This is a genomic window from Bremerella cremea, assembly GCF_039541315.1.
GTDB classification, from domain to species: domain Bacteria; phylum Planctomycetota; class Planctomycetia; order Pirellulales; family Pirellulaceae; genus Bremerella; species Bremerella cremea.
On sequence record NZ_BAABFZ010000003.1, the window covers coordinates 991,325 to 1,018,176 of the forward strand.

Genomic DNA, 26,852 nt, shown 5'->3' on the forward strand with positions numbered 1-26,852 from the left:
ATTAAAACAGAAGCCGCCGGCAGCTACCTTGGCTACCGGCGGCTTTTTTGTTTCTTGATCTCGGATGCACGAGAGCATGGGCCGCGACGCACCGCTACTCCATCACCAGCGATTCACCTTCCCGATGCAAAGGAAGCCAACCGAGCGTGCTCCATAGCCCGGCTGTTCCGCTGAAAACGGTCAGTGTGATCAATTGCCCGGCAACCATGCGAAACCCATCGTGATAACTTCCCGTCGGATCGGCGACGGCAGTCAGCATCGCAATGGCTTCTAGCCCCATCGCTATCACCATCGACGCAGGGGCGATGAATACCGCCCAACTGGTCCGCTTCATCGCCAACCAACTGAGGGTCGTTCCCCAGGCACAAATAATCGTTCGCACACTCACGCAGGCCAGCAGCGTCATCACTATGGTCAGGATGGCAAGCTGCAACGCTTCTGCTCCCCAAAGACCAGGCACAATGCAGGTCGGCAACGTCCATAACAGGACTACCGGCACCCGTTTGAGCCCTGCGACTTGCATTTGTCGCCAATGAGCCCACGGCGAACGAGGGTTTTTCCAGTACAGCCACTGCATCGAAGGATCCGTAAAGAAGCCAGCGGCTTCGACCGTTCCCATTACAATCGCGATGATGGGAAGCAGGATTGCCAGATGGGTCCGCAGAAGCTCTGAGCGCTCGGCGTCCGAAGTAATCTGAAGCGCCCACTCAAACGAGTAGTGAAGAACTCCCTGGGCACCGATGGCCACCAAGGCAATTGGCAAGATGAAGGCAACACTTTTCTTCATCCATTGTGGCCAAAACCAGTCATGCCACCGCTGTGGTCCCAAATAGAGACGTTGCCGTAGCTCCTGACGTAGATCGATCGCGGCGTTGTCGGGGCGGCGTTCCACCACGATCGGCTGAGGCGTGCTTCGAATCCAGGCCAAAGCCTTTCTTCTTGTTTGCCAGGCATTAGCTCTCCCGCGAATAGCAAGCGTAACCATCGCTCCGATGGCCAGTGCGACCAGCAGCGGCAACCAGGCCTGGGCGTCGCCGTCGCCGATTTGCATGACCTGCCATTGCATCCAGGCCACCGGGCCCCACCAGCCAAAGTGCTGAGCGATCTGCAGGCTGAGCAAGGTCATGAAGAAGAGAAACGGAAGCAGCATCGACGACAACAATAACGTCGTCACGAGCACCTGCGGTTTTAGCAAATGTCGCAGCATCGGGAACGAAGTCGCCCAAATGCTTACCCAATAGGCGTTCGCAATCACTAGCCCCGCGACCAACAACCCAGCCAATGCAGCTTGAATCGGCGACGCCGCGTTCCAAACACAGATGCCGATGCCAGCCATGGAGTAAAGTCCGAGCAGGGCCACAGCAATTCGTAGCACGAGAACGCGCTGCCGCCACTGCGGTGCGGCCCGCGACCATTGTCGTTTCGGTTTATCCTCTTGATCGGTTGGCAAGCAGACCAGTGCAATTACGACCCAGGCCAACGTTTGCATGATCGAAAGCCGCATAAAAGCAACGCGGCGCAGGATGTCTGGTGTGACCTCACCGAATTCAGTCGGCACCAGTTGCAGCGATCCCCAGCACATCGCACCGATCACCCACAGCAGTAGCCCAGACATTGCGACAACAGCGATGCTGCAAAATACCAAGGTCAGCCAGTAGCCCGCTTTCGATCGGAAGATCGATTGCATAGTGGCTTCGTAACGTCGACGAAAGTGTCGCCAACGATCGCGAAAGCAGAACGTATCTGGTTTGTTCCTCGCCAGCCATCTTAGATGTTGCCACCCAAGCTTACGCTCAATTCGCTGGTCGACCTCTTCGCTCATGATGGCCCCAGACCTTGCAGCACCGCTTGTAACGCAGGCGCCGCGGAATCGGTCAGCTCGTCATTTGGCTTTTCGTCGGGCACGCCACTCCAGACAAGCTTTCCTTCATGCAGGACCAATGCACCGTCGGCTAGACGCCGAGCATGTTCTGGCCATTGACTTGAAAAGATAACCGTCCCGCCACGCTCGGCATGTTCGCGAATCTGATTTTCCAGGATCTGCAATCCTTCCGCATCCAGACCAGCTGAGAATGGTTCGTCCAGCAGCCAGATCGGCGGAGCAATCGCGAACAGTCCGACCATCGCGATTTTGTAGGCCTGCCCTTTCGACATCTCGCCACGCTTCGACCGCGATACCGGCACCAGTCGAAGCCGTTCGAACCAGTTGGCGATCTCATCTTCAATGCCAGCTCGCTCGGCATGATAGTCGCGCACCAGTTGGCACAGATCATCAACCGGACTACTGAGCTCGGCCTTACGATCTCCGCTGGTGTCGTCCAGCAGCATGACCTTTCGTCGCAAATGAATAGCCGTGGGACGCATGAAGGAAGGTCCCAAGCAGATTCGTCCTTCGCTTGCCGGTAGCCATCCGGCCATCAACCGCAGCAGCGTCGACTTACCGGCACCATTCGCCCCAAGCACAGCATAGACACTGCCTGGCAGCAGGGTCGCATTCACGTGTCGCAAAGCCCAGGCTCCGGCGAAGATGCGTCCGGTGTCTTGAAACTGAATCGTTGGTACGGCAGATGATTCCACAAGTTAACCCTTGGGGCGAGGGACATGGTTTGCGGGCATATTCTACCGGCTATTCGCCCCCGGATCGATAATCTTGGCACCTCACGGTTCCTGCGTGTCCCTTGATTCCGCTGGCGACCTGAACGGGGTACGATAGATGGAACCTCTTCTCCCACCACTCCCCAAAAACGACTCATGTCATTGCCCCCATATACCTCCCTGGTGCAGATCGCGTTGCAACTTCCTTCGCCGGACGATCTCAGCTATTCGGCGGAACTGGAACTTGCGGACTTGCAATCGTTCGTCACGTCGAATCGAATTTTGCTGGATGATGCACGCGATCACCTCGATGCCTCTTGTGCCGTTCCGTTGGAATACGACGCCGATTACTTTCGACGTCATTGCCCTGAGATCCAAGTGCTGAGAAACCTGGCCGATGCCTTTTACTTCGAAGGGATTCTCGCGCTGCAGACGCAGCAGTACGACCGCGTCATTTCAGCCGGACTCACATTGATTGATCTAGGCAATGCGACGGCCCGGGGAGGCCTACAGGTCGACTATCTAGCCTCAGTGCGCTCGATCGCATTGGGATCGTCCCTATTGTGCAAGGCTCGCGAAAATTTCGACGCCGAGCAGCGGTCGCGTCTACTAAGCGAACTGGCAAGGGTCGAGTCGGAACATGAGCCGGTTGAAGTCGCCATCGAACGCGACGAACTTTGGACCGAACTGGTCGATTACCCCGACGAAGAAATCGACCCCGACACGATGGCATTACCGCCTGAGATGACGGACGACCTGTCGCCAGAGCAGTTGGCGGAATTTCAGCAGATCATCCAGGAAGGGATGTCGAACCTGCCGGAAGACAACCAGGCGATGTATGCCTGCTTCGAGCAGCGCACCATCGCCACCTTTCGCCTGTTGGCACTCGACCTGGCTTTGCAACAGTTCGCGGCTCTAACCGGCACGTACCCGGCCGATCTCGAGCATTTGCGGCCAGGCGTATTGCCCGATATTCCACGCGATCCATTCACAGGCCAAGCTTTCCGTTACCAACCGAAGTCGGCTGACGAATCGGAAAGCTTCTTGCTGTACAGCCCTGGCCCGCTGCAAGTCGACCACGGAGGCCAACCAGGTAATTGGCCCGAAGTGCTGCAAGGGAACGCAGACTTCTCGCTGCAGACGTTCACGCTCGAGGGCGAATAGCTTACTCGTCCTTCGCTTCTTCTTCGGTCGGCTCGGCGGCAGGTTCTTCCGCAGGAGCACCTTCACCGGCAGCGGCACGGAATGCTTCGATGCGATCACGGATCACCTCGGGATGGGTGTAGCCATGCACGATCGCTTTCTTCAGTTCGCGATCGGCGTCGTCAAAGCGACCGACCGTGGCATAGGCGAACGCGAGATTGGAATGTCCCACGGCCAGCGTGTCGTCCAGCTTCACCCCTTTTTCGAGCTCAACGACGGCCTGATCGTACTTTTCCTGGTGGATGTACAGGGCACCCAGGCTGATATGCAACTCGGCATAGTTGGGTTCGATTTCCAAGGCCTTGTTGTACATCTGCTCGGCCTCGTCGAAGTCTCCCATCAGTCGGCAGACGACCCCTTTGTTGACGTAAGCGCGATGATTCTGAGGATCTTCTTCGATCGCCATTTCATGGTACTTAATCGACTCTTCGTACTCACCCATTTCGTTGTAGCAGTTGCCCAGCATGGTCAGCGCGACGCTTTTGGGGTATTCCTTCAACGGCTTGTCCAGAGCCTTCTTGAAGACCGGCACGGCGGCTTCGTAGTCCCCATCTTCGTACAAAGCGGCGGCCTGTTCGACCATGACGTCACCATTCTGGTTGACATCGCATCCCGTCAAAAGAAACAGAACCAGCAGGGATGCCGAGATAGACCGAGCGATATTCATTGTGTTGAACCTGAGCAGCTAGAAGGATTTACGACCGTATCGATAGGATGTGCCTGAATTCTAGCTTGCGGTCTTCAGTCCTACCAGAACTTCCACCACGGCTTCTTGGCCGGTGGGCGAGTCTTCTCCATGATCTCATTCACGATTTTCAAGGCTTTATCCATCGTTTCGCTGCTGGTACCAACCTCCGGCACGATGCTTGGGGCCATCCGCATGTTCCCCAAGTCTTCGACCGCGACACCTTGCTCCAGGGCCGACAAGATGGCGTTCGACTCGGCGTTGTAGAGATTCAACGCCTCCCAGGTTTCGGACGGTAGACTCTCGCGGAGCTTAATTCCCAGGGCCCGGCCACGGCTGTAGGCTGGCAACGACATCAGTGGGACATCGGTTTCAATCGTTCCATCCGCCTTGGCTCGGATCACGGTCGAAGCGTACTGCACACCGGTCGACTCGAACAAAAGGCGCCCAAAAGCAATTGTTGAGATCGATTCGACCTCTTGCACGATCTCCGAGTCGAAGCCACGCTCGACCATCGCATCGATTAGTTGGTCGATTGATTCGTGGTCGCTGAAATGTTCGGCGAAGTGCTGGATCGTTCGTTCCAATTCGGCTCGCTCGCGGACTACGCTCGAGTTCTGCGGGAACTCAAATACAGCAAACCGGACGATATACCCAAACTCTGGTCCGTTAGCGGGCAGCGGCCAATCGTCATCGCGGTGCGAGATATCGTGCCCATCAATTTCCAATTCGCGATGCCAACCGTTCTTGCCGTTCGACAGCACGGTCGCTTTCGCCAGATGGACCCTGCGTGGAGCTGCCGATTCCGAGGCATACCGAAACCAGGGCAAATTGGTCTCGCCATCGCTGGGAAAGAGATTCCCTTCGATACCTCGACTGACCGTCGGACCGACGTACGCGCGAAGTCGAGGCAAACCAAAGTCTGACGGAATGAAACCTTCGGCCGGGTTGCCACCAGCGACACCGATCTGGCAAGCCATGCAGACCGGGTGGTTGTCGAGAAACGATCGGATGGGACCGGCGACAAGCGTGATCCACAAGACCGATGCCTCGCGTAGTGCGTTCTCGCGGTCATCCCCCATACCAAACACACACGCATCTAGCACTTCGTCGTCGTAATCGTGTAACTGAGCGAAGACATGGCAATGGACCATGCCATCTTGCGGCGATTCCATCTCGTGGATTTCAGCCGATAGGGTGACCCGACCGTCGAAGATCTTGAGTTGCTCGTCCAGAAGCTGGGTCCAGCCACCGAGCTCTTCGCCATGAATGTTGAGGCCTTCCTCGATGAATTCCAGCAACTGATGAGCGTCCGACACCGCCACGGCCCCCGCGCAAAGAAAAGATGAGCACAGAAAAGATGTGGGTGCCAACTTATCGAATCTAATCGTCAGAATCTAGTCGACTCTCGGCGAAACGTGCCGCGATCGTTTTGATCTCTTCATATAAGTCAACTGCCGGTAGAAGCTCCGCCACCGAAGGCACAATCCCCTGCTCTGCACCGAGGATCTGTCCCGCCATCGAAGCGACCGTGTCGACATCGCCTCCGCCGGTGACGATGTCGCGAAACATGACCAACGGATCGGCGTACTGCGTCGCCGCCAAGATCGCGGCCGGCACCGAGTCGACCACGTAGCCGGTCGGGAGATGGGCCTGAGCGTAGTCGAGATACGAAACGCCGTTCGCCACTTCCCGCAGCCGATCACGGACATTCGAGTCAGGCAACCGTTCGGCTATCTTGGTGATTAAATCGGGTTCGTCGGCATCTTCGGCGGTGACAAATTGAATCGCGTATACGATGGCCAAGGCACCAATGTAAGCCTCGTCGTTATGATGCGTGATCCAACAGACGTCGCGAATGAGCGTTCGCTGCCTGGTGTCGCCTGGATCTAACAGAAAGGCCAACGGAGCAATTCGCATCGCGGCACCATTGCCAGCAGAGCGTTCGCCGGTAGAACCAGCATCGGCCCAGTGCACCCCGACGGTAAGATCGCGCATTGACTTCAATGTGCTGGAACCAATCCCCCGCACTCTTCCTTCCTGAAACCAGTGCAGCATCGCCTTGGCAATAGCCGCCGGATCGACCGCGGACTGAGCTACGATCGCTTCACAGGTAGCCAACGTCAGTTGCGTGTCGTCGGTCGTGCGAAGCTGCTTTCCAACGTCCAGGGTCTGCCCAGGCGGAAAGGTCTCGTAGGGAGCCGCAATCGCGTCCCCCAAGGCACCGGTCAGCAGACAGCCGGCGATTCGTTGTGTGCGTGAAAGCTTCGCCACGTAATCGATCCAAGAAATAGATCAGGGCCAACCACTTCTACAGCGATTGGCCCTGACGTAATTAGAACGGCAGACCTTCTTGCTTCGAGTCCGAGCCAGAGTCGCTATCCTGTTTATCGGCGTCCTTCGGCGGATTCATGCGAATAAACAGGTAATGCTCTGTTCGGGTCGTGCTGAAGTGGACCAACACCGGAACCTCGTTCTTGGTGAGGTTATAGATGCCGGTCTCGAAGACCGTGCTGGTGTTATCCCCCACGGTGAACGCACAACGCTGCGTCTTCTTGTCGACTCGACCTTGCACCAGGTAAGTCTTGTTGGTCGACGTGTTGTAGTACGTACCGCTGATGAGGCCTTCATGATTGACGGCAAGCTGAATCACACGATTGGTCGAAGGATCTTGCTCGCTGGTCGAAATCGTGAACGTTCCCAGTGGCAGGAACTGCTCCTGGTTCGCCGAATCGCCAGACTGCGAATCGTTCGATTGCGAGTCGCTGCTGGTCGATGGATCTACGCCGCTGGTATCGGCCAACTGAGAGGCCGACTGGGCGTATTCTGCCTGCGTTCCGACGTCTTGACCATTCACGTACACGGAGTTGTCTTGATAAACAACGTTGCCGCCAGGTCCGTAGTCGTAGTAAACCGGTGCTCCCCAGCCCCAATAAGGGAACCACGAAGTCATCCGTCCCCAGGTCGCCCCGCCCCACCAATACCACCAGTCGTGATGATTCCAGTCGTGTTGGTAGTACCACGGACCGAGATTCGGGTGATTGTGGCTCCACCAGTCACTGCCAGGTTGCTTCCAGTCGAAGTGATCCTGGATCTTCTGCTGCACTTGCGGGTGATCGTTCAACCAGTTCTGCGGCTTGTGGTCGCCGCCATTGTTGGTGAAGTTATGCACCTTGTCTTGCAGGTTGGGGTGGTTGTTCCAGAAGTTGCTGCCTGGAACGTTGGTATAGTTGCCGATCTTGTTGTCGACGTTGGGATGATTCTGTAGGAAGTCGCCGTTGCCAGGCTTCGAACCATTGCCCGGCGTAGGACCATTGGTTCCCAGCCACTTTTGCAGTTCTCCGTTGTTGGCTGGATGATCGTGATCACCCCAGGTCTGGCCACCGTAATAACCCAGACGCTGTGCTTCGCCGGCCCAGTTCTGCAAGTGTTGCGCTCGGTCTGGATTGTTGTCCAGCCAGTCCGCCATTTTCGAGCCACCGTCGCTACCTGGACCCAACACGTTGCCAAGCTGTCCCTGGACTTTGCTGGCGACGTCTGGCGAATGCGAAGGCCACTGGGGATCGCTAATCAACGGGCTATCGCCACGATGAAGTCCCAGAAAACTCTGGATGTCGCCGGACGAAGGCCCGGTGTGGTTTGGATAGTGTGGGCTGATCGCCGGCATGCTCGCGTGATCGCCGGTGAAGCCTGTGTAGTCGTTACCGTTAGGCAATATGTTCGGAAAGCTTGCCCCGCCAAACTGGCCGCGGAAGTCGTTCGATGGAAGGTTGACACCGCCATTGGGAAGATGCACGCCACCGCCACCGAAGTTACCACCACCAAAGTCGCCGGCGCTGATTCCGCCACCCAGGCCGCCAATGGCAGACCCGCCAAAGTTAGCTCCGTGGGCCAGATTTAATCCAGTACCACCGATCGGGCCAGGTGCGTGAAATCCGCCTCCCATGCCACCAGGATGAAAACCGCCTGCGATACCGCCGGCATGGAAGCCAACTGCATAGGCGGAAATAGGAAGGCATACCGCAGCAACCGCTGCCAGGCACAACTGAAAGAGATTACGTTTCATGGGAAAGTCTCTTGAATTCTGTCTCGTTGAATGGATGGAAGCGGGGCACTAGTTGCCCTGTCGAACCAGGCGATCTGGTCCCACGTTGGGAAGGGACAAGCCATCCACTTCCATATTCACGATCGTCAGCTTGAGTTCTTTGTCCGAGACGCGTTCGATGACCTGGGTGAACGCGGCACGACGGCCATCGGTCAGTTTGACGACCATCGGGCAATGCCAGATGTTTTGGCTCGTCTCCTGCCAGGTACCTTCGCCGAAGCTGCCATCGCCATCGAACTGCCAGCAACGAATCACATCGTGTTCGCCATCCCAGCCAATGACCTGGGTCCCGGCTCCGGCAATCCCTTGTGGGGTCACCATCTTGTATTCGCGAATCAGAAAGTTGCCGCCGCTGGCCCAATGCACCTTGCTGCTGACATGGGCACCTTGGACGTTGTCGCCCCAGACACCAACCATCCAGCCCAGCTTCGAGAGTGCACCGGCAGCTGTTTCGACCGGCAGAACGACGTCGAATTCTTCGACATGATCCAGCAGCCATTTATCGCCCTGCTTGACCAGCAGAGCCGAGAACTTCGAGTAGCTGATGCTGCGGTCCGAGTGCATCAACTGGGTCGAGCACTTCACGTCGGCCACCGTGGGCGAAACTTCTCGAACCGCATTGAGAGTAATAATCAGCTTGGCGTTCGGGTCGCTTTGAAACAGTTCCGTGTACGCCTTCAGAATCGCGTCGCGTCCCTTGATTTGATCGCCGGTGGTTGCCTGGCGATGAATGCCTTCCTGCTCCCAGAACGAAGCAACAGCTTGGGCATCGTGTGCGTTGAAAGCGGCTTGAAGTTGATCGAGCGATGCCTTCAGGTTTGTTTCCAGCTCGCTCGCTGGCGAAGCCGGGTCTTCGGCATGACTTACATTCGCCAAGCTCATGGCCCAGCAGCACGCCAACAGCGCACCGAAGCAACGGGCGGTTTGCCCCCAGGAAAACAATTTCATCCGACGGTACCCCGACCTGATAAAGTAGTTTGCTAAGCCCCTGAGGCGGAGATGCCTCCCTGAATTATAGAAGTCAATTTTTTGCCACTGCAACAAAGAGGGGTAAAGAAATGATGACTTCACCGAAGTTGCGAAAGTCAAGCAAACCGAAGAAGAAATCTCCGAGAAAACAAGGCAGTTCACGGGCTAAAATCGTTATTACCTCCTCCATATTCGTCGATCGGACAGTCGGATCGTAGGCGTCAGATTCGTTTGCTGCGCAAAGAATCGCGACGAAATCGCCCTACAACCGAGGCGAGCGGGGCCTGGTCCGGCCGGGGGACTTCACCTTGCGGGTCCCCAAGTCAGCGAGAATAATGAAGCTTGAGCTTTAAGAATGCATAAGACACGACGCTGGGCTGCTAAGGGACGGTGATGACCACGGAAAACGAACATTCGGCAGACGTTCCCGACGTCTCCGAATGCGCCACCTACCTGAAAGCCCTGGGCGACCCGATTCGGCTGCAAATTGTCAAAGCGTTGCAGGCTGGTCCGTTGAGCGTCTCTGACCTGGCACTGCTGCTTGAGATGGAGATGGCCAACGTCTCGCATCACTTGCGGGTGCTGTTTCATGCCGACCTGGTCAGTACCCAGCGCGAAGGTCGACACATCTATTACCAGTTGAACTGCGACTTCCAAAAGAAATCGCGTGCGGCTGGCTCTTCGCTCGACTTCGGTTGCTGCCGGATCGACCTGCGGAACTAGTTTCGTGCTCGCGTATCAGCCACGACTTGTAGTGCTCTCCGAGTGGCCCGTTTCCAAGCCACTCGGAAAGCAGCCCCCAAGTTAGTGCACCATGCCAGCCGGCAATAGATCTTCGAGCGTTTGCTTGATCCGTCCCCACTGGAATGGCTTGGTGAAGAAGGCGTTCGCCCCCATGCTTCGCATCTGCCGTTCGATGAATGGCTCCTTGCGGCCAGTCAACACAATGACCGGGATCGAACTGGTGACGGGCGATTCTTTCAGACGTCGCAAGACGTAGTCGCCGTTGCCGCGTGGCAGTTCGTAATCGAGGATGATCGCACTCGGCGCCGACATGAACGCACTGCGATAGCCGGCCGTTCCTTCCGCGGCATGCACGGCGATGATACCGACTTCTTTCAGCCGCATCTTCAGCGCCATGGCAACGTCTTCGTCGTCTTCGATCGTCAGCACCCACGGGGTGTTTTGTTCGACGACGGGCTCGCTTCCTTCTGCAGGCTGAGGGCTGTCGTTGGCTTCGACACCCAGGATTGCAAACACGCGGTCCAGGATTGCCAGCGACTCGGAAAGCTTCTGATCACTCGGCATTTCAGGAATGTCCATCGGATCCTCGTTGATTTCTAAAAGTTCACACAAGACTGGCTCGATGTGACGCCAGATATCAGTTGATTTGGGAATGTAATAGGCACAAAGCTGATGACATCGTTTGATAATCTCTTCCGACGAGCTACCGGTTAAAATAATGACCGGAACAGAGTGCAGTTGTTCATGGTTGGACAGCATCTCGGCCACCGTCAGGCCATTTCCCTGCGGCATGTGGATGTCGAGAATGATCGCTTCAGGATGAACGGAGTCGGCCAGCTTCAAAGCTTCCATCGCGTTGTCGGCGGTCACGACGCTCAGTCCGAGTTTCTCACATCGTCGCTTCAAAATGTCGACGACATCGCTGTTATCGTCCGCAATCAGGATCGATTTCATCGTGGGTGTCTCCTCAAGGTGGGTCAATCGGCGGGGGGGAGAATCGAAGGTCAGTTGCTTCCAACCAAGACAGGTGTAAGGGCAGCTTCCAATGCGGAAAGTAGTTGCGATCCGTCGTAAGGCTTTTGCACAAAGAAGCGGGCACCAGCATCCAAGGCCCGGAGTTCGTCACGCAAACTGGCCGATAGCATGACAATCGGGATGTAGCTGATCTCCGCGTCTCGTCGCATTTCTCGTAAGGTCTCGATGCCATCTTTCTCCGGCATCTGAACATCCAGCAAAATCGCATCGGGTCGATGCAACCGGGCCGACGCAATTCCCTCGACGCCATTCTCAGCCGAAAGCGTCGCGTAGCCGGCAGCTCGAAGTCGGTAAGAAACTCCTTCGCGAATGTCGTGTTCGTCATCGACGATCAGAATTTTTCTTGAATCATCCATCTCTGTTTGCCCCATGAAAGAGATTCAAATCTAGTGAGCGGCTAACTGGTGATACTCCGGCATTTCAAATTCTTCACGCAGAATATGATCGAAATCGCCCAGGATCTTGCGAGCCGAACTCTTCGACGCCCATTGCCGCACCACTCGCCGGGTGAAGCCTGGCAGCGGTCCTTGCGGACGGTTGCGATTGAACCGCACGAAGTCGCGCTGGGCACGCTCTTCCCAGTGCATCATGTCATTCTCAGGAATTGCCAACACCAACAGCCAATGGCGTTTGGAAACCCGGAACAAGATATCTTGTCGACGCAGCAAACAGTTCGCAAAGCGATCGAAGTCGTCGGCATCGTTGTCGGAAACCGTATCGCCGATGGCAATTTCAATCGCCTTCAGCGGGACGTTTGACTCGCTGCGGATATCAAGCCAACGCGAGAAAACTTCCGATGGATCGGCCAACGGAACGGTGAACGAGAACGTACTCCCCTCACCCACTTTGCTTTCGACACTCAGCTTGCCGAGGTTGATGAGCGTCAGCCGTTGGGCGATGTTCAGTCCCAGCCCGAATCCCTGCACGGTCGTCGATACGTTGTCGTCCAATTGCTCGAACCGGTCGAAGATGCACTTTAGTGACTCCGGTTCGATCCCCGGTCCATGGTCGGTGATGCCAATGCTGATCTCCCCTTCGATCGGGCAATATTTCGCCCAGATCGTCACGGATTGCCCGGCATTGGAATGCTTGATCGCATTGATCGCCAGGTTGTTGATCACACGGACCGCTTTCTCGCAGTCGCAATATGCCTCGGGCAGATTCTGCGGGCAATCGATTACCAGTTCCACCCCTTTAATCGAAGCGCGCTCGCGTAATCCGCAGGAGGCATGATCGATGATCTGGGCTACGCTCGCCGTGCGACGCCATGCCCCTAGCAAACCTGCCTCCAGCTTGCTGGCGTCGAGGATGTCGTCGACCATGTGATTCAAGTCGTCGGCTCGAATCGCGACTTTGCCGAGCAGTTTCTTTTGCTCGTCTCCGATCGGACCAGCCATGCCGTCACGGACGATCGAAACGTAGTCTTTGATCACCGTCAATGGCGTGCGAAGGTCGTGCGACACATTGTCGACAAACTCGCGCGTGGTGCGATAGAGCTTCGATAGACGGCGATTCTTTCGCTTAAGCTGCTGGGCCTGCAGGTTCATCTGCATGCGATTGCGTTTCAGTCGACGCACCAGACGTTTGTTTTGATTGACTTGCTCTTGCCGCTGGATGGCATACACCACGGCACGCCCCAGCGAGTTGTCAGAAAGTTCCTCTTTCGCACGATAGTCCTGAGCACCAGCATTGAAGATTTCGTCTTCGACGTCCCGGTCTTCCATCGCCGTTAATACAAAGATGGCAGAGGTTCCAGCGTGTTCGCGAAGGCGCGAGACCGTGTCGACACCGGAGCTATCCGGCACATTGACGTCGGCGACAATCGCGTCAAATGCCTGCTCTTTCAGGTGGGCCAACGCCGCGGCCAATTTGGTGGCCCAAGTGAGTTGAAAGGTATAACGCGAACGAACAAAGTGTCGTTCAATCATTTCCTGATCAGCGATATCGTCTTCCAACACGAGTAAATGAAAGACTCGATTTTCCAAATCCATTGCCATGCCCCTTTTCACATCGAGATCGTTGTCAGAAGGAAAATCGCCCTTTGAAACGAGCCTGTGAAAAGCTCGTCGATCTCATGATTGGATTGCTTGCAGGCGTCCGTGTGAGACGGTAAGTAAACTGGCTTGTTTCCCAAGATGGTATTGGGATTGGTTGCCTGCAATGAATGCCTCTACCTACACCCTACGCCGCTTTCATCTGGTCGAAGTTTGCCGAAGAGACTTTGCGGATTTGCGCACGGCAAACTTGCCTGAGAGGGCCCAGCAACCGTCAGACCCGTCACATAACAACGAATTTCCTTAGTCTGTATGGTCGCCGGACGACCACAAGTGGGGACAATTAGCGCCCATGATTTCTAGACGTGATAACGCCCATGGTAGATCCCTTCGATGAGAACCTTTTCGCTTGATGTGATTAATTCACCAGCAAATGATTCCGGTTTCGACGATTCAATTGTTTCTTACCGATGGGGGAAGCGATATGCTCTAGAGAAGTGAGTAACTGGCCAGGTTGCTGACACACGGAAGATGTCCTTGGCCACAAGACCGAGGCACCGTGCATCCTCTATCCTCATTACTCCGAGACCCTATGCACTTTCTGATAATCGACGACAGCGCCGCGGATGCGCGAGTTCTCAAAGCGATGTTGGGGCAAGCTTGTCCAGAAGGATTCGAGGTAAGCTTTGCCTCGAGTGGCGCGGAAGCTCTTCGACTTCTCCAGAACCATGAATACGACTGTCTCTTCCTCGATTATCGCCTGGAAGATTCCGCTGATTGGAGCGTCTTGCGACGTATTCGCGAGCTGCAAATGGACGTGCCAATCATTGCCATTTCAGGCTACGGCAACGAGCAAGTTGCGGTCGAAGGGCTGAAGCTTGGTGCCCAGGATTATCTGGTGAAAGACGCCCTGACCGCCGAGACGGTCCACCGAGCCTTGCACAACGCGATCGAGAAAGTGACGCTTGCCAAGAATCTTTTAGCTCAGCAGAAAGAACTGCGAGACTTCGCCCACATGGCGGCCCATGACCTGCAAGCTCCCCTGCGGCGGATCACGCAGCTCTCCGAGTTTTTGCAGGAAGACCTGGAAGGCTCGTTGAATGAGAAATCGACGATGCACTTGGAGATGATCGCCACCAATGCGACGCGTCTGCAATCGCTGGTGAAGAACTTGATTGACTATGCCCGGCATGGCTCTTCCGAAACACCGCTACGCGAAGTTTCCCTTAAACAAGTCGTCGCAGCGGCGCTACAAAACCTGGAAGTCGTCATTAAGGAAGCCAATGCGCAGGTCACCGTAGGCGAAATGCCCTCGATCATGGGGGATGAAGTCATGCTGAACCTGCTGTTTCAGAACCTGATCTCCAACGCGATCAAGTTTAGGGATAAGCGAGTTCCCGAAATCCGTATCAGTGCGATTCATGAATCCTCGCAGTGGACAATCGAAATCGCCGATAATGGTATAGGAATCGCAGAGAAAGACGTCGACACGATTTTCGCTCCCTTTAAGCGTTTACATTCTCAGCGGGAATTCGAGGGATCTGGCATTGGCCTGGCAACTTGTCGCAAGATTGTCGACCAACACCAAGGCAAGATCTGGGCAAAATCGAAGCTGGGCGAGGGAACGACTCTGTATGTTTCGTTCCCAGATACTGTCGCGACTTCGTGAACACTTGCGCAGATACCATGCGAGCTTCGCGCAAATGGCAATAGAATCGCCCATCGGAAGAAATAGGTTTCCGATAAACAAATAGTACGCAACTATACATTCATCCCCTCTTGCCGTTGCTCCCTCGGCTCTGCAACGATATCGCAAGCGAGAGCACCCCTTTTTCATCACTGGAGTCGGCATGGTTTCCCATCAGGTACAAATTCTGCTCGTCGATGACGACGATGTCGATGCGGACGTCATTCGCCGTGCCATCGATAAGCAGCGCATTGCCAACCCAATGGTCAGGGCACGCGACGGAATCGAAGCGCTTGAGATTTTGCGCGGAGAAACAGCAGAAGGTCGGCTATTACGGCCTTATTTGATCCTGCTGGACCTCAATATGCCACGAATGAATGGCATCGAGTTCCTGCATGAACTGCGAGACGACTCGAAGCTGCACGACAGTATCGTCTTCGTTCTTTCGACTTCAGACGACGATCGCGATGTGCTACAGGCCTATGAAAAGCACGTTGCTGGCTATTTGAAAAAAGGCAAGTTCGGTGAGCCATTCATCGAACACCTCAACATGCTGAAGCTGTATTGGCGATATATCGAATTTCCACCGGAACGGTAGCCAGGCTAGCACCCGAATTCGAAGATTTTTCCAAAATTTTCAAAAGGGACCTTTAGTTCCACCTTGAGTTATTCTCAAACGATCTGTAGAACATCTCGCACATATTAACGACGAGATGCGGGGAAGTGATTCCCGGCAGGTTTTCCAACCGGTTCGACTGGACGTCACGCTCTTGTCATGAAAGCAGCTGTCTTTGAGACGGTCATCCTGGCATACCAGGCTGCTTCGTGACGTTCCATACGGTAATTCTGCGAGTTCGGGTAGGACGATACCCGAAAGTATTCGACAGGAAAGGAAACCAAGCTATGCTCGTTCTCTCTCGTAGCCCCAACGAATCGATCGAATTCCCTGGCCTCGGGGTCAGTATCAAGGTGCTGCAACTTTCGAAATCTCGGGTTCGACTCGGTATCGACGCCCCCCGCGAGATTGCCGTTCGTCGCCACGAACTGCCACCAGACGACTTCAGTGGGCTGCCACGTAATCAGAAGCCCGTCGAGCTCTCTCCCATTAACCAGCAGCTTCAAACCGCGATCCATGCCCTGGAAAAGGTGCAACTGGCCGCCGAAATCACCGATTCCGATCACGTTTTCGCCTTGCTGACCCGGATCCTCCGCGAGTTGGAAGTCCTGGAAGCCCAGGTCGCCAGTTGTCTGCCACCGGTGGGTATTCCAACAAACAAACAAGTCCGGCGTGCCTTGGTGGTCGATGACAACGAGAACGAAGCCAGGCTTCTGGCCAGCTTTCTCAAGCTGAAAGACTTTGAGGTTGATTCGGTCCCTAATGGTGCCGCGGCGATTGAATATCTCAGCAGCAATCAACTTCCAGATGTTGTCCTGCTGGACATGAATATGCCGAAATTCAACGGCGGCTGGACCGTTCGCGAGATCCGACGCAACGCTCGCTTTGAAGACATCAAGGTCTTCGCGGTTAGCGGAATTCACCCCATTGAATATGGCGTCGAAGTTGGGCCAGGTGGCTGTGATCGCTGGTTTCAGAAGCCTCTTAACCCGGCTCGGCTGGTCGAAGAGATGCTCAGCGGGAATAACCTCGGCCAAACGGTTTTGAACTAACCCTCAAAGTTCGCCTATTCCGAGGTTCTCCACCATAGGCAATCATCGCAGATCAGACCGCGATAATTTCCTTGGTATTCACGATCTTACGACAGTGACATGTGGAGTTCTGAATAGGAAGCGGATATTCTATTGCTAACATAAGAAAGCGAAAATAATTCGCTATTAAGGCAATATTGAATGTGCGCTGACAGTACCTCGGACGAGCAACCTCACGATGAGCTTTCCTCGTCCGCTGAGCCATTTTACGTCGTAGGTATTGGAGCCTCGGCAGGTGGCCTTGAATCTCTTGAACTCTTTTTCGACCACACCCCAACGATCAGCGGTGTCGCGTTCGTGGTGGTCCAGCATCTTTCCCCCGATTTCAAGAGCCTGATGGATCAGCTCTTGGCTCGACACACCCAAATTCAGATCTTCCGTGTAGAAGATGGGATGCGCGTGCAACCCAACGCCATCTATCTTCTGAAACCAAAGCACGATATCACGATCGAAGACGGCATCCTGCGGCTCACCAAGCACGAGCCAGACATGGGGATGAAGCTGCCGATCGACGTCTTCTTCAAGTCGCTGGCGAAAGATCTCGGTAACCGAGCTATCGGTGTGGTGCTTTCCGGAACCGGCTCAGATGGATCGCGCGGCATTCGACATATCCATAGCGCTGGTGGCCTGGTCGTTATTCAAGACAACGAGTCAGCCGCCTTCGACGGCATGCCCCGCGCTGCCGCTTCGACCGGGACTGCCGACGTGGTCTGCCGTCCCCAGACAATGCCTTCCAAGATCCTGGAATACGTCAACGATCCTGAACAATTCAAACGTGGTCAGGTAGAAGATCCTTCCGATCCGGCAGAAGGGGAACTCGAGGCGTTGTTTCGGTTGTTCCGTCAACGCTTCGGAATCGACTTCGCGCACTACAAGGCGGCAACCATCCAGCGGCGGATTGAACGCCGGATGCAGTTGTCGCAAGCCACCGAGCTGTCGTCTTATCTTGATAAGTTGGCGACCAACACCGAAGAGCTCGATCTGTTGTATCGAGACCTGCTGGTCGAAGTCACACAGTTCTTCCGCGACCCAGAAGCGTTCCGTCGCCTGGAAACCGATGTCATCCCCAAGATGGTCGCTGAGTGTCCCAGTGACGACGAGATCCGCGTCTGGATCTCCGGCTGTGCAACAGGGGAAGAAGCATACTCGATCGCGATGCTGCTGCATGACGAAGCCGATCGGATGCAACGTTCGGTCAATGTAAAGATCTTCGCCAGCGATGTTCATCAAAAGTCGATGGAGATCGCCAGCTCCGCTGTCTTCGCGCCGAAGACAATGGAGAATGTCCCGGGGCGGTTTCGCGAGAAGTACTTCACGCAGCATGGCGACTTTTATCACGTGAAGCCTGAAATTCGCCGCATGGTAGTGTTCGCTCGGCACGACCTGACGCGCGATCCTCCCTTCACACGAATCAACCTGCTCAGTTGCCGCAACGTCCTGATCTATCTCGAACCAGAGATTCAACGCCGCATCCTGGCGATGTTCCACTTTGGTTTACGAGTCGGTGGAACGTTGATGCTTGGCCCGAGCGAAACAGTCGGCACGCTATCGAAGGAATTCGAGGTCGTTGATCAGCATTGGCGAATCTATCGCAAGCTGCGCGACATTCGTCTGCCTGAGTCGGCTCGCATGCCCCTTAACCCACCACCCGCGGCGATCTCGCAAGGTCGCTCAACCATTGGCAACGGAAACACCAAAGTTGAAGACGCCTGGTTTCTGCCAGGAGCTTACGAAGACCTGCTCGCCAAATATGTGCCGCCCAGCTTGCTGGTGAACGAATTTTACGAACTGGTGCATACCTTCGGCGACGCCCGCAAGATGCTGGTTCAACCTCCGGGGCGAACCACGCTCGATGTTTCGCGAATGGTCGACGGCGACCTGCAGACCGCATTGACGGCCGCTTTACATCGGGCGAACCAGAAAGAAGAATCGGTCACCTTCAAAGGGGTCAATTCGGCGACACCACTTGGAATGAAGCGACTCGACGTCCGCGTCGAACCTTACTTCAAAGGAACGCGAAAGCTATTCCTGATTTGCCTGGAAGAACAGCTTCCAGAAGCGACGGTCGGAGTAGAATTGAAGAACTCGGTCGAGTTTTCCGAAGAACGAGTCGGCCGTGTCGAAGAACTGGAACGCGAACTCGATCATACGCGTCAATCGCTGCAGACGACGGTGGAAGAGCTGGAAACCAGCAACGAAGAGCTGCAATCGACCAACGAAGAGTTGATCGCCTCGAACGAAGAACTGCAGAGCACGAACGAGGAACTGCACAGCGTCAATGAAGAGCTGTACACGGTGAACTCCGAGTACCAGCGCAAGATCGACGAGTTGACGGCGTTGACTAACGACCTCGACAACCTGCTCGAAAACACCGATATCGGAACAATCTTCCTCGACAACGATTTGCGGATTCGCAAGTTCACGCCGGCGATTGCTTCCGCGTTCAATGTCGTCGAACATGACATCGGGCGTCCCATCCAGCACATCAGCTATAACCTGGTGAGTACGGATCTTCTGTCCGATCTGGATCGGGTCATCTCGACCGGGGAAGCGATCGAAAAGGAAGTTCGCAGTCGTGATGGCCGTTCATTCCTGAAGCGAATTCGCCCCTACTTCAACGAGGCGGGGACGTCCGATGGACTGGTACTCACCTTCGACGACATCACGGCGGTCAAAGCGGCAACCAGCCTCGTCGAGCGTGCCGAAGAAGACCTGGCGATCAATCAGCGAGAGCTGCAGCAGTTCGCCTACGCGGTCTCGCACGATTTGCAGGCACCGTTGCGGCACATCCAAGAGTTCCTTGATCGCTTCGAGGAAGAAAGCCCCTCGATTGAAGAGACAAAAGCCAACGTCCACGGCATTCGCAATTCGTCTTGGCGAATGCAGCGGATGATCGAGGCGCTGCTGGCCTATTCGCGGGTCAACACGCATGGCAACGAATTTAATTCCGTCTCGCTGGAAGATGTCATGGAAACTGCCATCGGCAATCTTTCTGAACTGATCCAGAAAACAGAAGCCTCGATTACCTACGAGTCGTTGCCGCAGATTCGAGGTGACCGCGTTCAGTTGATCGCCTGCTTTGAAGAGCTGCTGCGAAATTCGCTCAAGTTTCGAAACGACATACCACCAAAGATTCATATCGGATGTCGCGTCCGAGATGGAGGTTGGTTGCTTTCGATTCACGACAATGGCATCGGCATCGAACACCGACATTACGATCGAATCTTTGTAATCTTCCAGCGACTAGGATTCAAAGAAGATGCCGAAGGCATCGGCTTGGGGCTCGCCCTCTGTCGACGCATCCTCGAACGGCATCGAGGTTGGATTTGGATCGAGTCGACCCCGGGACGCGGGAGCACGTTCTTTGTCCAGTTACCCCGTGGCGAATCGCCCAACGGGCGCAGTGCATGAGATGACCAATCATGAACGATAATGTTGAAGGCCAGAATGGTTCGCCAGAAGCACCGGCAAACAAGCCATCCTACGTCGTAGGTATTGGTGCGTCGGCTGGCGGACTCGAAGCGTTGGAGCGTTTGTTCGACAACATGCCTAAAGATAGTGGCATGGCATTCGTCATTGTTCAGCACCTCTCACCGGACTTCAAAAGCCTGATGGACGAGCTCCTTGCTCGTCGAACCGATATTCAGATCTTTCGCGTTGAAGATGGCATGGAGCTTCAGGCCAATGCCATCTATTTGATTCCTCCCAAGAAGAACATGAAGCTGGCCGGCGGTGCCCTCCACCTGACCGATCAGGACCTCGGTGGCTTGAATCTGCCCATCGATATTTTCTTTCGCTCGCTGGCAGAAGATGCACGCGAAAAGGCGATCGCCGTCGTCCTTTCCGGTACCGGCAGCGATGGATCCCGCGGGATTCTCGACATTCACGAAGCGGGCGGCCTGGTGGTCGTGCAGTCGATTCAATCCGCCGCGTTCGATGGTATGCCCCGCAGCGCGTTAAGTACCGGTATCACCGATGTCATCTGCCCGCCCGATAGTATCGCCGCCCGAATTTTAGAATACATCCAAAGTCCAGCCACCTTTATCGATCAGGGTGATCCGGAAGATATCGACTGCGAATCGAGCGAACTGCTGACAATCTTCAAGCTGTTCCGCAATCAGTATGGAATCGACTTTAGCATGTACAAGCCGACGACAATCGTTCGTCGTATTGAACGTCGCGTCAAGTTGGCTCGCTGCTCGTCGCTGCTGGAGTACTCGAAACTCGTCGAAGGAGACTCGCGCGAACTCGACGTGCTGTACCGTGACTTGCTGGTTGAAGTCACCCAATTTTTCCGCGATCTCGAAGCATTCCAGAAGCTGCGTCATTCGGTGTTCCCTGAACTGGTCGAACGCGCTGCCGAGCAGGGAGAACTGCGAATCTGGGTCCCTGGGTGCGCCACCGGTGAAGAAGCGTATTCGCTGGCGATGCTCGCCCAGGAATGCATCGAACGTCAGGGCTCGAAAGTCGATCTGAAGCTATTCGCCTCCGACGTCCACCAGACATCGATGGAAACGGCCAGTTCCGGAGTCTACTCGTCCGCCTCGGTATCACGAATGCCGATTGAGTTCCGCGATCGATTTTTCACGCGAATTGGCGACCTGTTTCACATCTCGAACGATCTGCGTCAGAAGGTGATTTTCGCACCACACGACATCACCAAGGACCCACCATTCACGCGCATCGATTTGATCAGTTGCCGCAATGTGTTGATCTACTTCAACCAGGATGTTCAGAAACGCGTCTTATCGCTGTTTCATTTTGGTCTGAACGTCGGCGGGGCGTTGTTCCTTGGACCGAGCGAAAGTATCGGTGAATTGGAACGTGAACTGGAACCGATCGATCGTCAGTGGCGAATCTATCGCAAACTTCGCAACGTTCGCCTGGCCGACACCGGTCCGATTTCGCCACAGCCGCCGCTCAACCGGGTTGTTTTCAGCCGACCATCATTCGTCGCCACCCAGACCCGAAGTGACAAATCGATTCTGGTACCGGAAGTCTACGATCACTTGCTGGCCAAGTATGTGCCCCCCAGCCTTTTGATTAATCAATACCTGGAACTGGTCCATTCGTTTGGTGATGCACGCCGCCTGCTGATTCAGCCGGAAGGCAAGGCAACGCTTGACGTCCTGCGGATGGTGGAAGGCGATCTTCGCACGGCCCTCAATGCGGCACTTCACAAAGCTTCGACCAGCGGTAGCACAATCGTCTTCGAAGGGGTCCGCGTTCGCAACCTCAGTGAGCAGAGCTTCTACCGAATCGTTGCGGAGCCTTATCTGAAGGGGAACGAAAAGATGTTCCTGGTTTCGCTGGAATTGATGGCCGATCCCAAGCCAGTGGAAGACACCGAAGCTCTCCCGTTCGATTCCGCGGATCAAACAGCCCAGCGAATATCTAGCCTCGAACGAGAACTCGATTACACCAAAGAAACTCTACAAGCGACTGTCGAAGAGCTGGAAACCAGCAACGAAGAATTGCAATCCGCCAACGAAGAATTGGTTGCCTCGAACGAGGAGTTGCAAAGCACCAACGAAGAACTGCACGGGGTCAATGAGGAACTGTTCACGGTCAATGCCGAGCACCAAAAGAAGATTACGGAGCTAACGCAGTTGACCGAAGATATGGATCATCTGCTGATGAGCACGCGGATCGGTACGATCTTTCTCGATACCGATTTAAGAATCCGTAAGTTTACGGCAGAGGCCAAGACGGCCTTCCATATCCTCGACCAGGATGTGGGACGCCCTATCAGCCACATTGCTCATAACTTGAAAGATGTCGAGCTCGTGGAAGAAGCTCAAGAGGTCTTGCGCAGCAAACGTCCGATCGAACGAGCCATCGAGTCGCGTGGTGGCGGATCGTATTTGATGCGATTGTTGCCTTACGAGGGAAGCCGCGGCGTCGACGGTATTGTGCTGTCGTTAATCGATACCACCAAGATCTTGTCGCTGCATCGCCAGCTAGAACGGCAAGACGACTAGCATTCACCCATAGAACCGCTGACCTTTTCAGACCAGGTGTTTCGCACGTTGAAATGAATTTTATTGGGGGCAACACAACGTGAAAGACAATGACTCGCAGGCTTCAGATTTGAACGAAGGCCCCTTCGTCGTGGGCATTGGCGCCTCGGCCGGTGGTCTCGAAGCACTCGAGCGATTCTTTAAAGGGGTCCACGGCGAACTGCCGGTTGCATTCGTCATCGTTCAACATCTTTCGCCTGAGCAGCCCAGCATGATGGACCACCTGCTAAAGCGATACACATCGCTTCCGGTCCAACAAGCGACTCACAAGCTGCAGGTACAACCCAACCATATTTACCTGATCCCGCCCGGCAAAGACATGATCTTGTCGAACGGCATGCTATTGATTGCGGACCGTTCACCGCAGAACGGCCTGTCGCTGCCGATCGATCAGTTTCTTCGCTCGTTGGCCCAAGACCGCGGACGACGATCGGTAGGAATTATTCTTTCAGGAACCGGAACCGATGGCTCGCGTGGAATCTGTGAAATCCATGCCGCCGGAGGTTTGATCCTGGCCCAAGACAGCGATACCGCGGCGTTTAACGGCATGCCGAACGCCGCCACGCAGACGGGGGTTGTAGACACGGTCCTCCCGCCAGAGAAGATGCCGCACGAGATCCAAGAGTTCATCTCGCGACCGCTTAGTGTCCTGGAGGATGAATTGCACCGTGGCCGTGCGACTTCCAACGATGCCAACGTCCACACGATTTTCCGGATGCTTCGCAATCGGTTTGGGATCGACTTCTCGCACTACAAAGATGGGACGATTTCTCGCCGCATCGAACGTCGCCTGATGCTCAATGAGATCTACGATCTCGATCGCTACATTGGACTTCTCGACGAGGACGATAAGGAACTCGAGAAGCTTTATCGAGACCTGTTGATCGGCGTGACGCGATTTTTTCGTGATCCGGAAGCATTCGAGGTGGTTCACAAGGAAGTCATTCGTCCGTTAATCCGCAAAGCGAATCCGCAGAACGAACTCCGGTTCTGGGTTGCAGGTGCGGGAACTGGGCAAGAGGCCTATTCCCTGGCGATGTTCATCGCAGAGGAACTCGAGAAGCATCCTCACGCGATCCAGGTCCGTATCTTCGCGACCGATGTCCACGAGCGATCGCTGGAGATCGCGGCGCGGGGACACTATTCCGAGGAATCTGTCGAACAGATCCCGGAGGAGTTGCTGGAAAAGTACTTCATCAAACGCCGCGAGGGATACCAGGTATCGCCTCACCTGCGAAAGATGATTGTCTTCGCTCCCCACAACATCATTCGGGACGCGCCGTTCACCTTGATGGATTTCGTTAGTTGTCGAAATCTGTTGATCTACCTTCGCCCCGAGTCGCAAAAGAAGGCGCTTTCGCTGTTTCATTTCTCCCTGAAGGTAGGTGGTGAACTATGGCTCGGTCCGAGTGAGACCCTGGGCGAACTTGGCCGTGAGTTCGAAGTTCTGCACGAACATTGGCGCATCTTTCAGAAACGTCGTGATGTTCGCATCCTGGCTGCGGAGCGCGCTCCTGGTCAAATCGTGGGCCTCAATCGAAATGCGACTGCGAACCTGCCGGTTGTTCGAGGAACCGCTTCGCATCAATTGGAGATGTACGATCGGCTGCTGGAAGAATTCATGCCTCCCAGCATCCTGGTGACCGACAGCCGCGATCTGATGCATACGTTCTCAGGCGGAAGCAAATTCCTGATCATGAAGGACGGTCCCCCTACGACCGATATCATCGAGCTGGTACAGCCGGACTTGAAGGTTCCTCTGCTGACCGCCTTACAACGGGCCATCCGTGACCAGTCTCCCGTGGTTCTAGCGGGACTTCAAACCAAAGCCTTTCCTGACGAAGAGATCCGCCTGGTAATCAAGCCTTTTTACAATCGCACGGCCAGTCGTCACGAGTACCTGATCATCTTCCAATCGAACGAAGTTAAAAAGACCGATACGCAGATCCCTTCGATCGATGTCGAAGGAATTCCGTGGGATCAGATTCAGGCGTTGGAATCGGAACTTCAGTTCGCGAAAGAAAGCCTTCAGGCGTCGATCGAAGAGTTGGAGACCACCAACGAGGAGTTGCAGTCATCCAATGAAGAACTGCTTGCCTCGAACGAGGAACTGCAAAGCACGAATGAAGAATTAAATTCGGTTAACGAGGAACTCTATACGGTTAATGTCGAGCATCAACGGAAGATTGCCGAGCTGACAGAATTGACCGACGACATGGAGAACCTGCTCAACAGCACCGATGTCGATACGGTCTTCCTCGATCGCGACTTCCGGATCCGCAAATTCACGCCTGGCATTGCCAAGACATTCAACTTGATTCCTCAGGACATCGGCCGCCGCATTGACAGCTTCACCCACAACGTCAAGAACCTGGCGTTACTGGATCTCCTGGAGCGAGTCCTGCAGTCGGAAGACTCACTCGAATTGGAAGTCGGTGGACAGGACAATCATTGGTTCCTGATGCGGATCCTTCCTTACATCTCGAAGTCAACCGTCGATGGCGTCGTGATGACGTTGATTGATATCACGACCTTGAAGAATGCTGAGCAGAAACTGACGGAACTATCGGAAATCGTCGAACAGTCTTCCGACGCGATTATACGCTTGGACCTGGATGGCATGATCCGCACCTGGAACCGTGGGGCCGTAGACCTTCTGGGATATCCCGAGGACCAGATTATCGGTAAGCATTTCGCGATGCTGATGACTGACGAATCGGAGCCCAGCGCCCAGTCGCTTCTGTGCGAAGTCATGACAGGAAAATCGGTCAACGATCACTGCATGATCTGGAAACATCGGAAAGGCCATCATCTCGAAGTTTCGCTGCACGTTTCCCCCATTCGCGATACCGCCAAAGAAGTCTGTGGTGCGTCGGCCATCGCCCGCGACATTTCCGAACTGCGAAAAGCGGAAGACGAGATCCGGGATGCGGTTCGCCGCCGAGACCAGTTCCTGGCCATGTTGTCGCATGAACTTCGCAATCCCTTTGCAGCAATCTTGAATGCCAATAGCCTGCTGAAAGAAGCCGACATCGACGAAGGGACCATGCAAGAGGCCCGCGAAGTGGTCGAACATCAGTTGCATCACGTTTCGCGTTTGCTCGATGACCTTTTGGATGTTGCCCGCATCACCAACGACAAGCTCGTACTTCATACCGAGGTGGTCGATGTTGCCGAGTTGGTAATGGACGTCGTGGACTGCGTTCAACACCAGATCGATATCTCCGAACAGCAGTTGGAGCTGACCCAACCCGACTGTCCGTTGTTCGTCGAAGGCGATATAGGTCGACTTCAACAAGCCCAGGTCAATTTGCTGGTGAATGCCAGCAAGTACAGTCCGAAAGGAAGTACGATTCGCTATTCGGTCTGCCGAGATCTCAGCGAAGTCGTGATCCGCGTCGGCGACTCTGGCGATGGAATTCCTCCTGACATCGCCGACCAGATCTTCGAACCATTCGTGCAGGCCGAACAGACGATCGATCGTTCGCAAGGCGGCATGGGCCTTGGACTTTCCTTGGTTCGCATGATCGTCGAAGCCCATGGTGGCCGGGTCAGTGTTGTCAGTCATGGTACCGGGATGGGAAGCGAGTTTACGATTCGCTTGCCACTGACTACGGCTCCTCCTGCGACGACGGCGGAGACGCAGCGGAAAATCCCAGCCGGCACGCGGTTGCTATTGATCGAAGACAGCGATGGAATCCGACGGATGTTGTCGCGTTCACTCGAGCTGAAAGGCTTTAAGGTCGATACGGCCGCGAATGGTCTGGAAGGCCTGGAGCACCTCGAACAATTCCAGCCCCAAGTCGCGATCGTCGACATTGGTTTGCCCGATATCGATGGCTATGAACTGGCACGCCGGGCACGCGTTTCAAGCTGTGCCAACGCCTTGCTGGTGGCCGTGACCGGCTATGGCCAGGAAGAGGATCGTCGTAAGGCCCTTGAGGCAGGTTTCGACATGCACCTGGTCAAGCCAATCGATCCCGGCGAGCTTGCTTCGACCATCTCAAGATTTCTCGCTCCTGACGATTCTCTCACCTCTTGAGGATCTGCAAGCTGGTATATGTTTATTACCTATGTTGATCGGGTGGGATTAATACCACTACCTTTT

Annotated in this window: 18 protein-coding genes; 8 read left to right on the forward strand and 10 right to left on the reverse strand. The window is 55.0% G+C overall.

Going from position 1 to position 26,852, the window contains the following annotated elements; translation table 11 throughout:
* Positions 1 to 94: 94 nt before the first annotated feature.
* The gene (locus ABD890_RS06260) at positions 95 to 1,687 is read right to left on the reverse strand and encodes a hypothetical protein (RefSeq protein WP_345086967.1); all 1,593 of its coding nucleotides are present in this window, start codon (positions 1,685 to 1,687) and stop codon (positions 95 to 97) included.
* A 131-nt stretch (positions 1,688 to 1,818) separates the two neighbouring features.
* A complete protein-coding gene (locus ABD890_RS06265) occupies positions 1,819 to 2,577 on the reverse strand; it encodes an ABC transporter ATP-binding protein (RefSeq protein ID WP_345086969.1) in 759 nt (252 codons plus the stop codon).
* 174 nt (positions 2,578 to 2,751) lie between these two features.
* Here ABD890_RS06265 and ABD890_RS06270 point away from each other — a divergent pair, with 174 nt between their 5' ends.
* The gene (locus ABD890_RS06270) at positions 2,752 to 3,759 is read left to right on the forward strand and encodes a hypothetical protein (RefSeq protein ID WP_345086971.1); all 1,008 of its coding nucleotides are present in this window, start codon (positions 2,752 to 2,754) and stop codon (positions 3,757 to 3,759) included.
* Position 3,760: 1 nt separating this feature from the next.
* On the opposite strand, the gene ABD890_RS06275 is transcribed toward ABD890_RS06270, so the two are convergent.
* The 5 genes from ABD890_RS06275 to ABD890_RS06295 all read right to left on the reverse strand — a co-directional run bounded on the left by ABD890_RS06275 (position 3,761) and on the right by ABD890_RS06295 (position 9,536).
* The gene (locus tag ABD890_RS06275) at positions 3,761 to 4,465 is read right to left on the reverse strand and encodes a tetratricopeptide repeat protein (protein WP_345086972.1); all 705 of its coding nucleotides are present in this window, start codon (positions 4,463 to 4,465) and stop codon (positions 3,761 to 3,763) included.
* 80 nt (positions 4,466 to 4,545) lie between these two features.
* Positions 4,546 to 5,802, reverse strand: coding sequence for a hypothetical protein (locus ABD890_RS06280; RefSeq protein WP_345086974.1), 1,257 nt, complete (start codon positions 5,800 to 5,802; stop codon positions 4,546 to 4,548).
* Between the two features lie 64 nt (positions 5,803 to 5,866).
* Positions 5,867 to 6,757, reverse strand: coding sequence for an ADP-ribosylglycohydrolase family protein (locus tag ABD890_RS06285; protein ID WP_345086976.1), 891 nt, complete (start codon positions 6,755 to 6,757; stop codon positions 5,867 to 5,869).
* Between the two features lie 61 nt (positions 6,758 to 6,818).
* Positions 6,819 to 8,549, reverse strand: coding sequence for a hypothetical protein (locus ABD890_RS06290; RefSeq protein WP_345086978.1), 1,731 nt, complete (start codon positions 8,547 to 8,549; stop codon positions 6,819 to 6,821).
* Between the two features lie 48 nt (positions 8,550 to 8,597).
* On the reverse strand, positions 8,598 to 9,536 hold the full coding sequence (locus tag ABD890_RS06295) for a YybH family protein (RefSeq protein WP_345086980.1): 939 nt from the start codon (positions 9,534 to 9,536) through the stop codon (positions 8,598 to 8,600).
* 414 nt (positions 9,537 to 9,950) lie between these two features.
* On the opposite strand from ABD890_RS06295, the gene ABD890_RS06300 reads away from it, so the two are divergent.
* Complete coding sequence (locus ABD890_RS06300; protein WP_345086982.1) at positions 9,951 to 10,280, forward strand: ArsR/SmtB family transcription factor; 330 nt, start codon at positions 9,951 to 9,953, stop codon at positions 10,278 to 10,280.
* 81 nt (positions 10,281 to 10,361) lie between these two features.
* Here the strand turns inward: ABD890_RS06300 and ABD890_RS06305 are convergent, their stop codons facing one another.
* From ABD890_RS06305 to ABD890_RS06315, 3 genes are read right to left on the reverse strand one after another with little or no spacing between them, the layout of a single operon-like run.
* Positions 10,362 to 11,255 (reverse strand): response regulator, encoded by an 894-nt coding sequence (locus ABD890_RS06305; protein ID WP_345086984.1) that lies wholly within the window; start codon positions 11,253 to 11,255, stop codon positions 10,362 to 10,364.
* A 50-nt stretch (positions 11,256 to 11,305) separates the two neighbouring features.
* Positions 11,306 to 11,692 (reverse strand): response regulator, encoded by a 387-nt coding sequence (locus tag ABD890_RS06310; protein WP_345086986.1) that lies wholly within the window; start codon positions 11,690 to 11,692, stop codon positions 11,306 to 11,308.
* Positions 11,693 to 11,722: 30 nt separating this feature from the next.
* On the reverse strand, positions 11,723 to 13,333 hold the full coding sequence (locus ABD890_RS06315; protein ID WP_345086988.1) for a hybrid sensor histidine kinase/response regulator: 1,611 nt from the start codon (positions 13,331 to 13,333) through the stop codon (positions 11,723 to 11,725).
* Between the two features lie 589 nt (positions 13,334 to 13,922).
* On the opposite strand from ABD890_RS06315, the gene ABD890_RS06320 reads away from it, so the two are divergent.
* The 6 genes from ABD890_RS06320 (at position 13,923) to ABD890_RS06345 (ending at position 26,786) form a co-directional block, all read left to right on the forward strand.
* On the forward strand, positions 13,923 to 14,999 hold the full coding sequence (locus tag ABD890_RS06320) for a sensor histidine kinase (protein WP_345086990.1): 1,077 nt from the start codon (positions 13,923 to 13,925) through the stop codon (positions 14,997 to 14,999).
* 181 nt (positions 15,000 to 15,180) lie between these two features.
* Positions 15,181 to 15,615: a response regulator gene (locus ABD890_RS06325; protein WP_345086992.1), complete on the forward strand. Its 435-nt coding sequence runs from the start codon at positions 15,181 to 15,183 to the stop codon at positions 15,613 to 15,615.
* Positions 15,616 to 15,920: 305 nt separating this feature from the next.
* Positions 15,921 to 16,685, forward strand: a complete 765-nt coding sequence (locus ABD890_RS06330) for a response regulator (protein WP_345086994.1) — start codon at positions 15,921 to 15,923, stop codon at positions 16,683 to 16,685.
* A gap of 180 nt (positions 16,686 to 16,865) precedes the next feature.
* Positions 16,866 to 20,135, forward strand: coding sequence for a chemotaxis protein CheB (locus ABD890_RS06335; RefSeq protein ID WP_345086996.1), 3,270 nt, complete (start codon positions 16,866 to 16,868; stop codon positions 20,133 to 20,135).
* 11 nt (positions 20,136 to 20,146) lie between these two features.
* Positions 20,147 to 22,705 carry a chemotaxis protein CheB gene (locus ABD890_RS06340; protein ID WP_345086998.1) on the forward strand — a complete coding sequence of 853 codons (2,559 nt, stop codon included), beginning with the start codon at positions 20,147 to 20,149 and terminating at the stop codon, positions 22,703 to 22,705.
* A gap of 79 nt (positions 22,706 to 22,784) precedes the next feature.
* Positions 22,785 to 26,786, forward strand: a complete 4,002-nt coding sequence (locus ABD890_RS06345; protein ID WP_345087001.1) for a chemotaxis protein CheB — start codon at positions 22,785 to 22,787, stop codon at positions 26,784 to 26,786.
* Positions 26,787 to 26,852 lie beyond the last annotated feature (66 nt).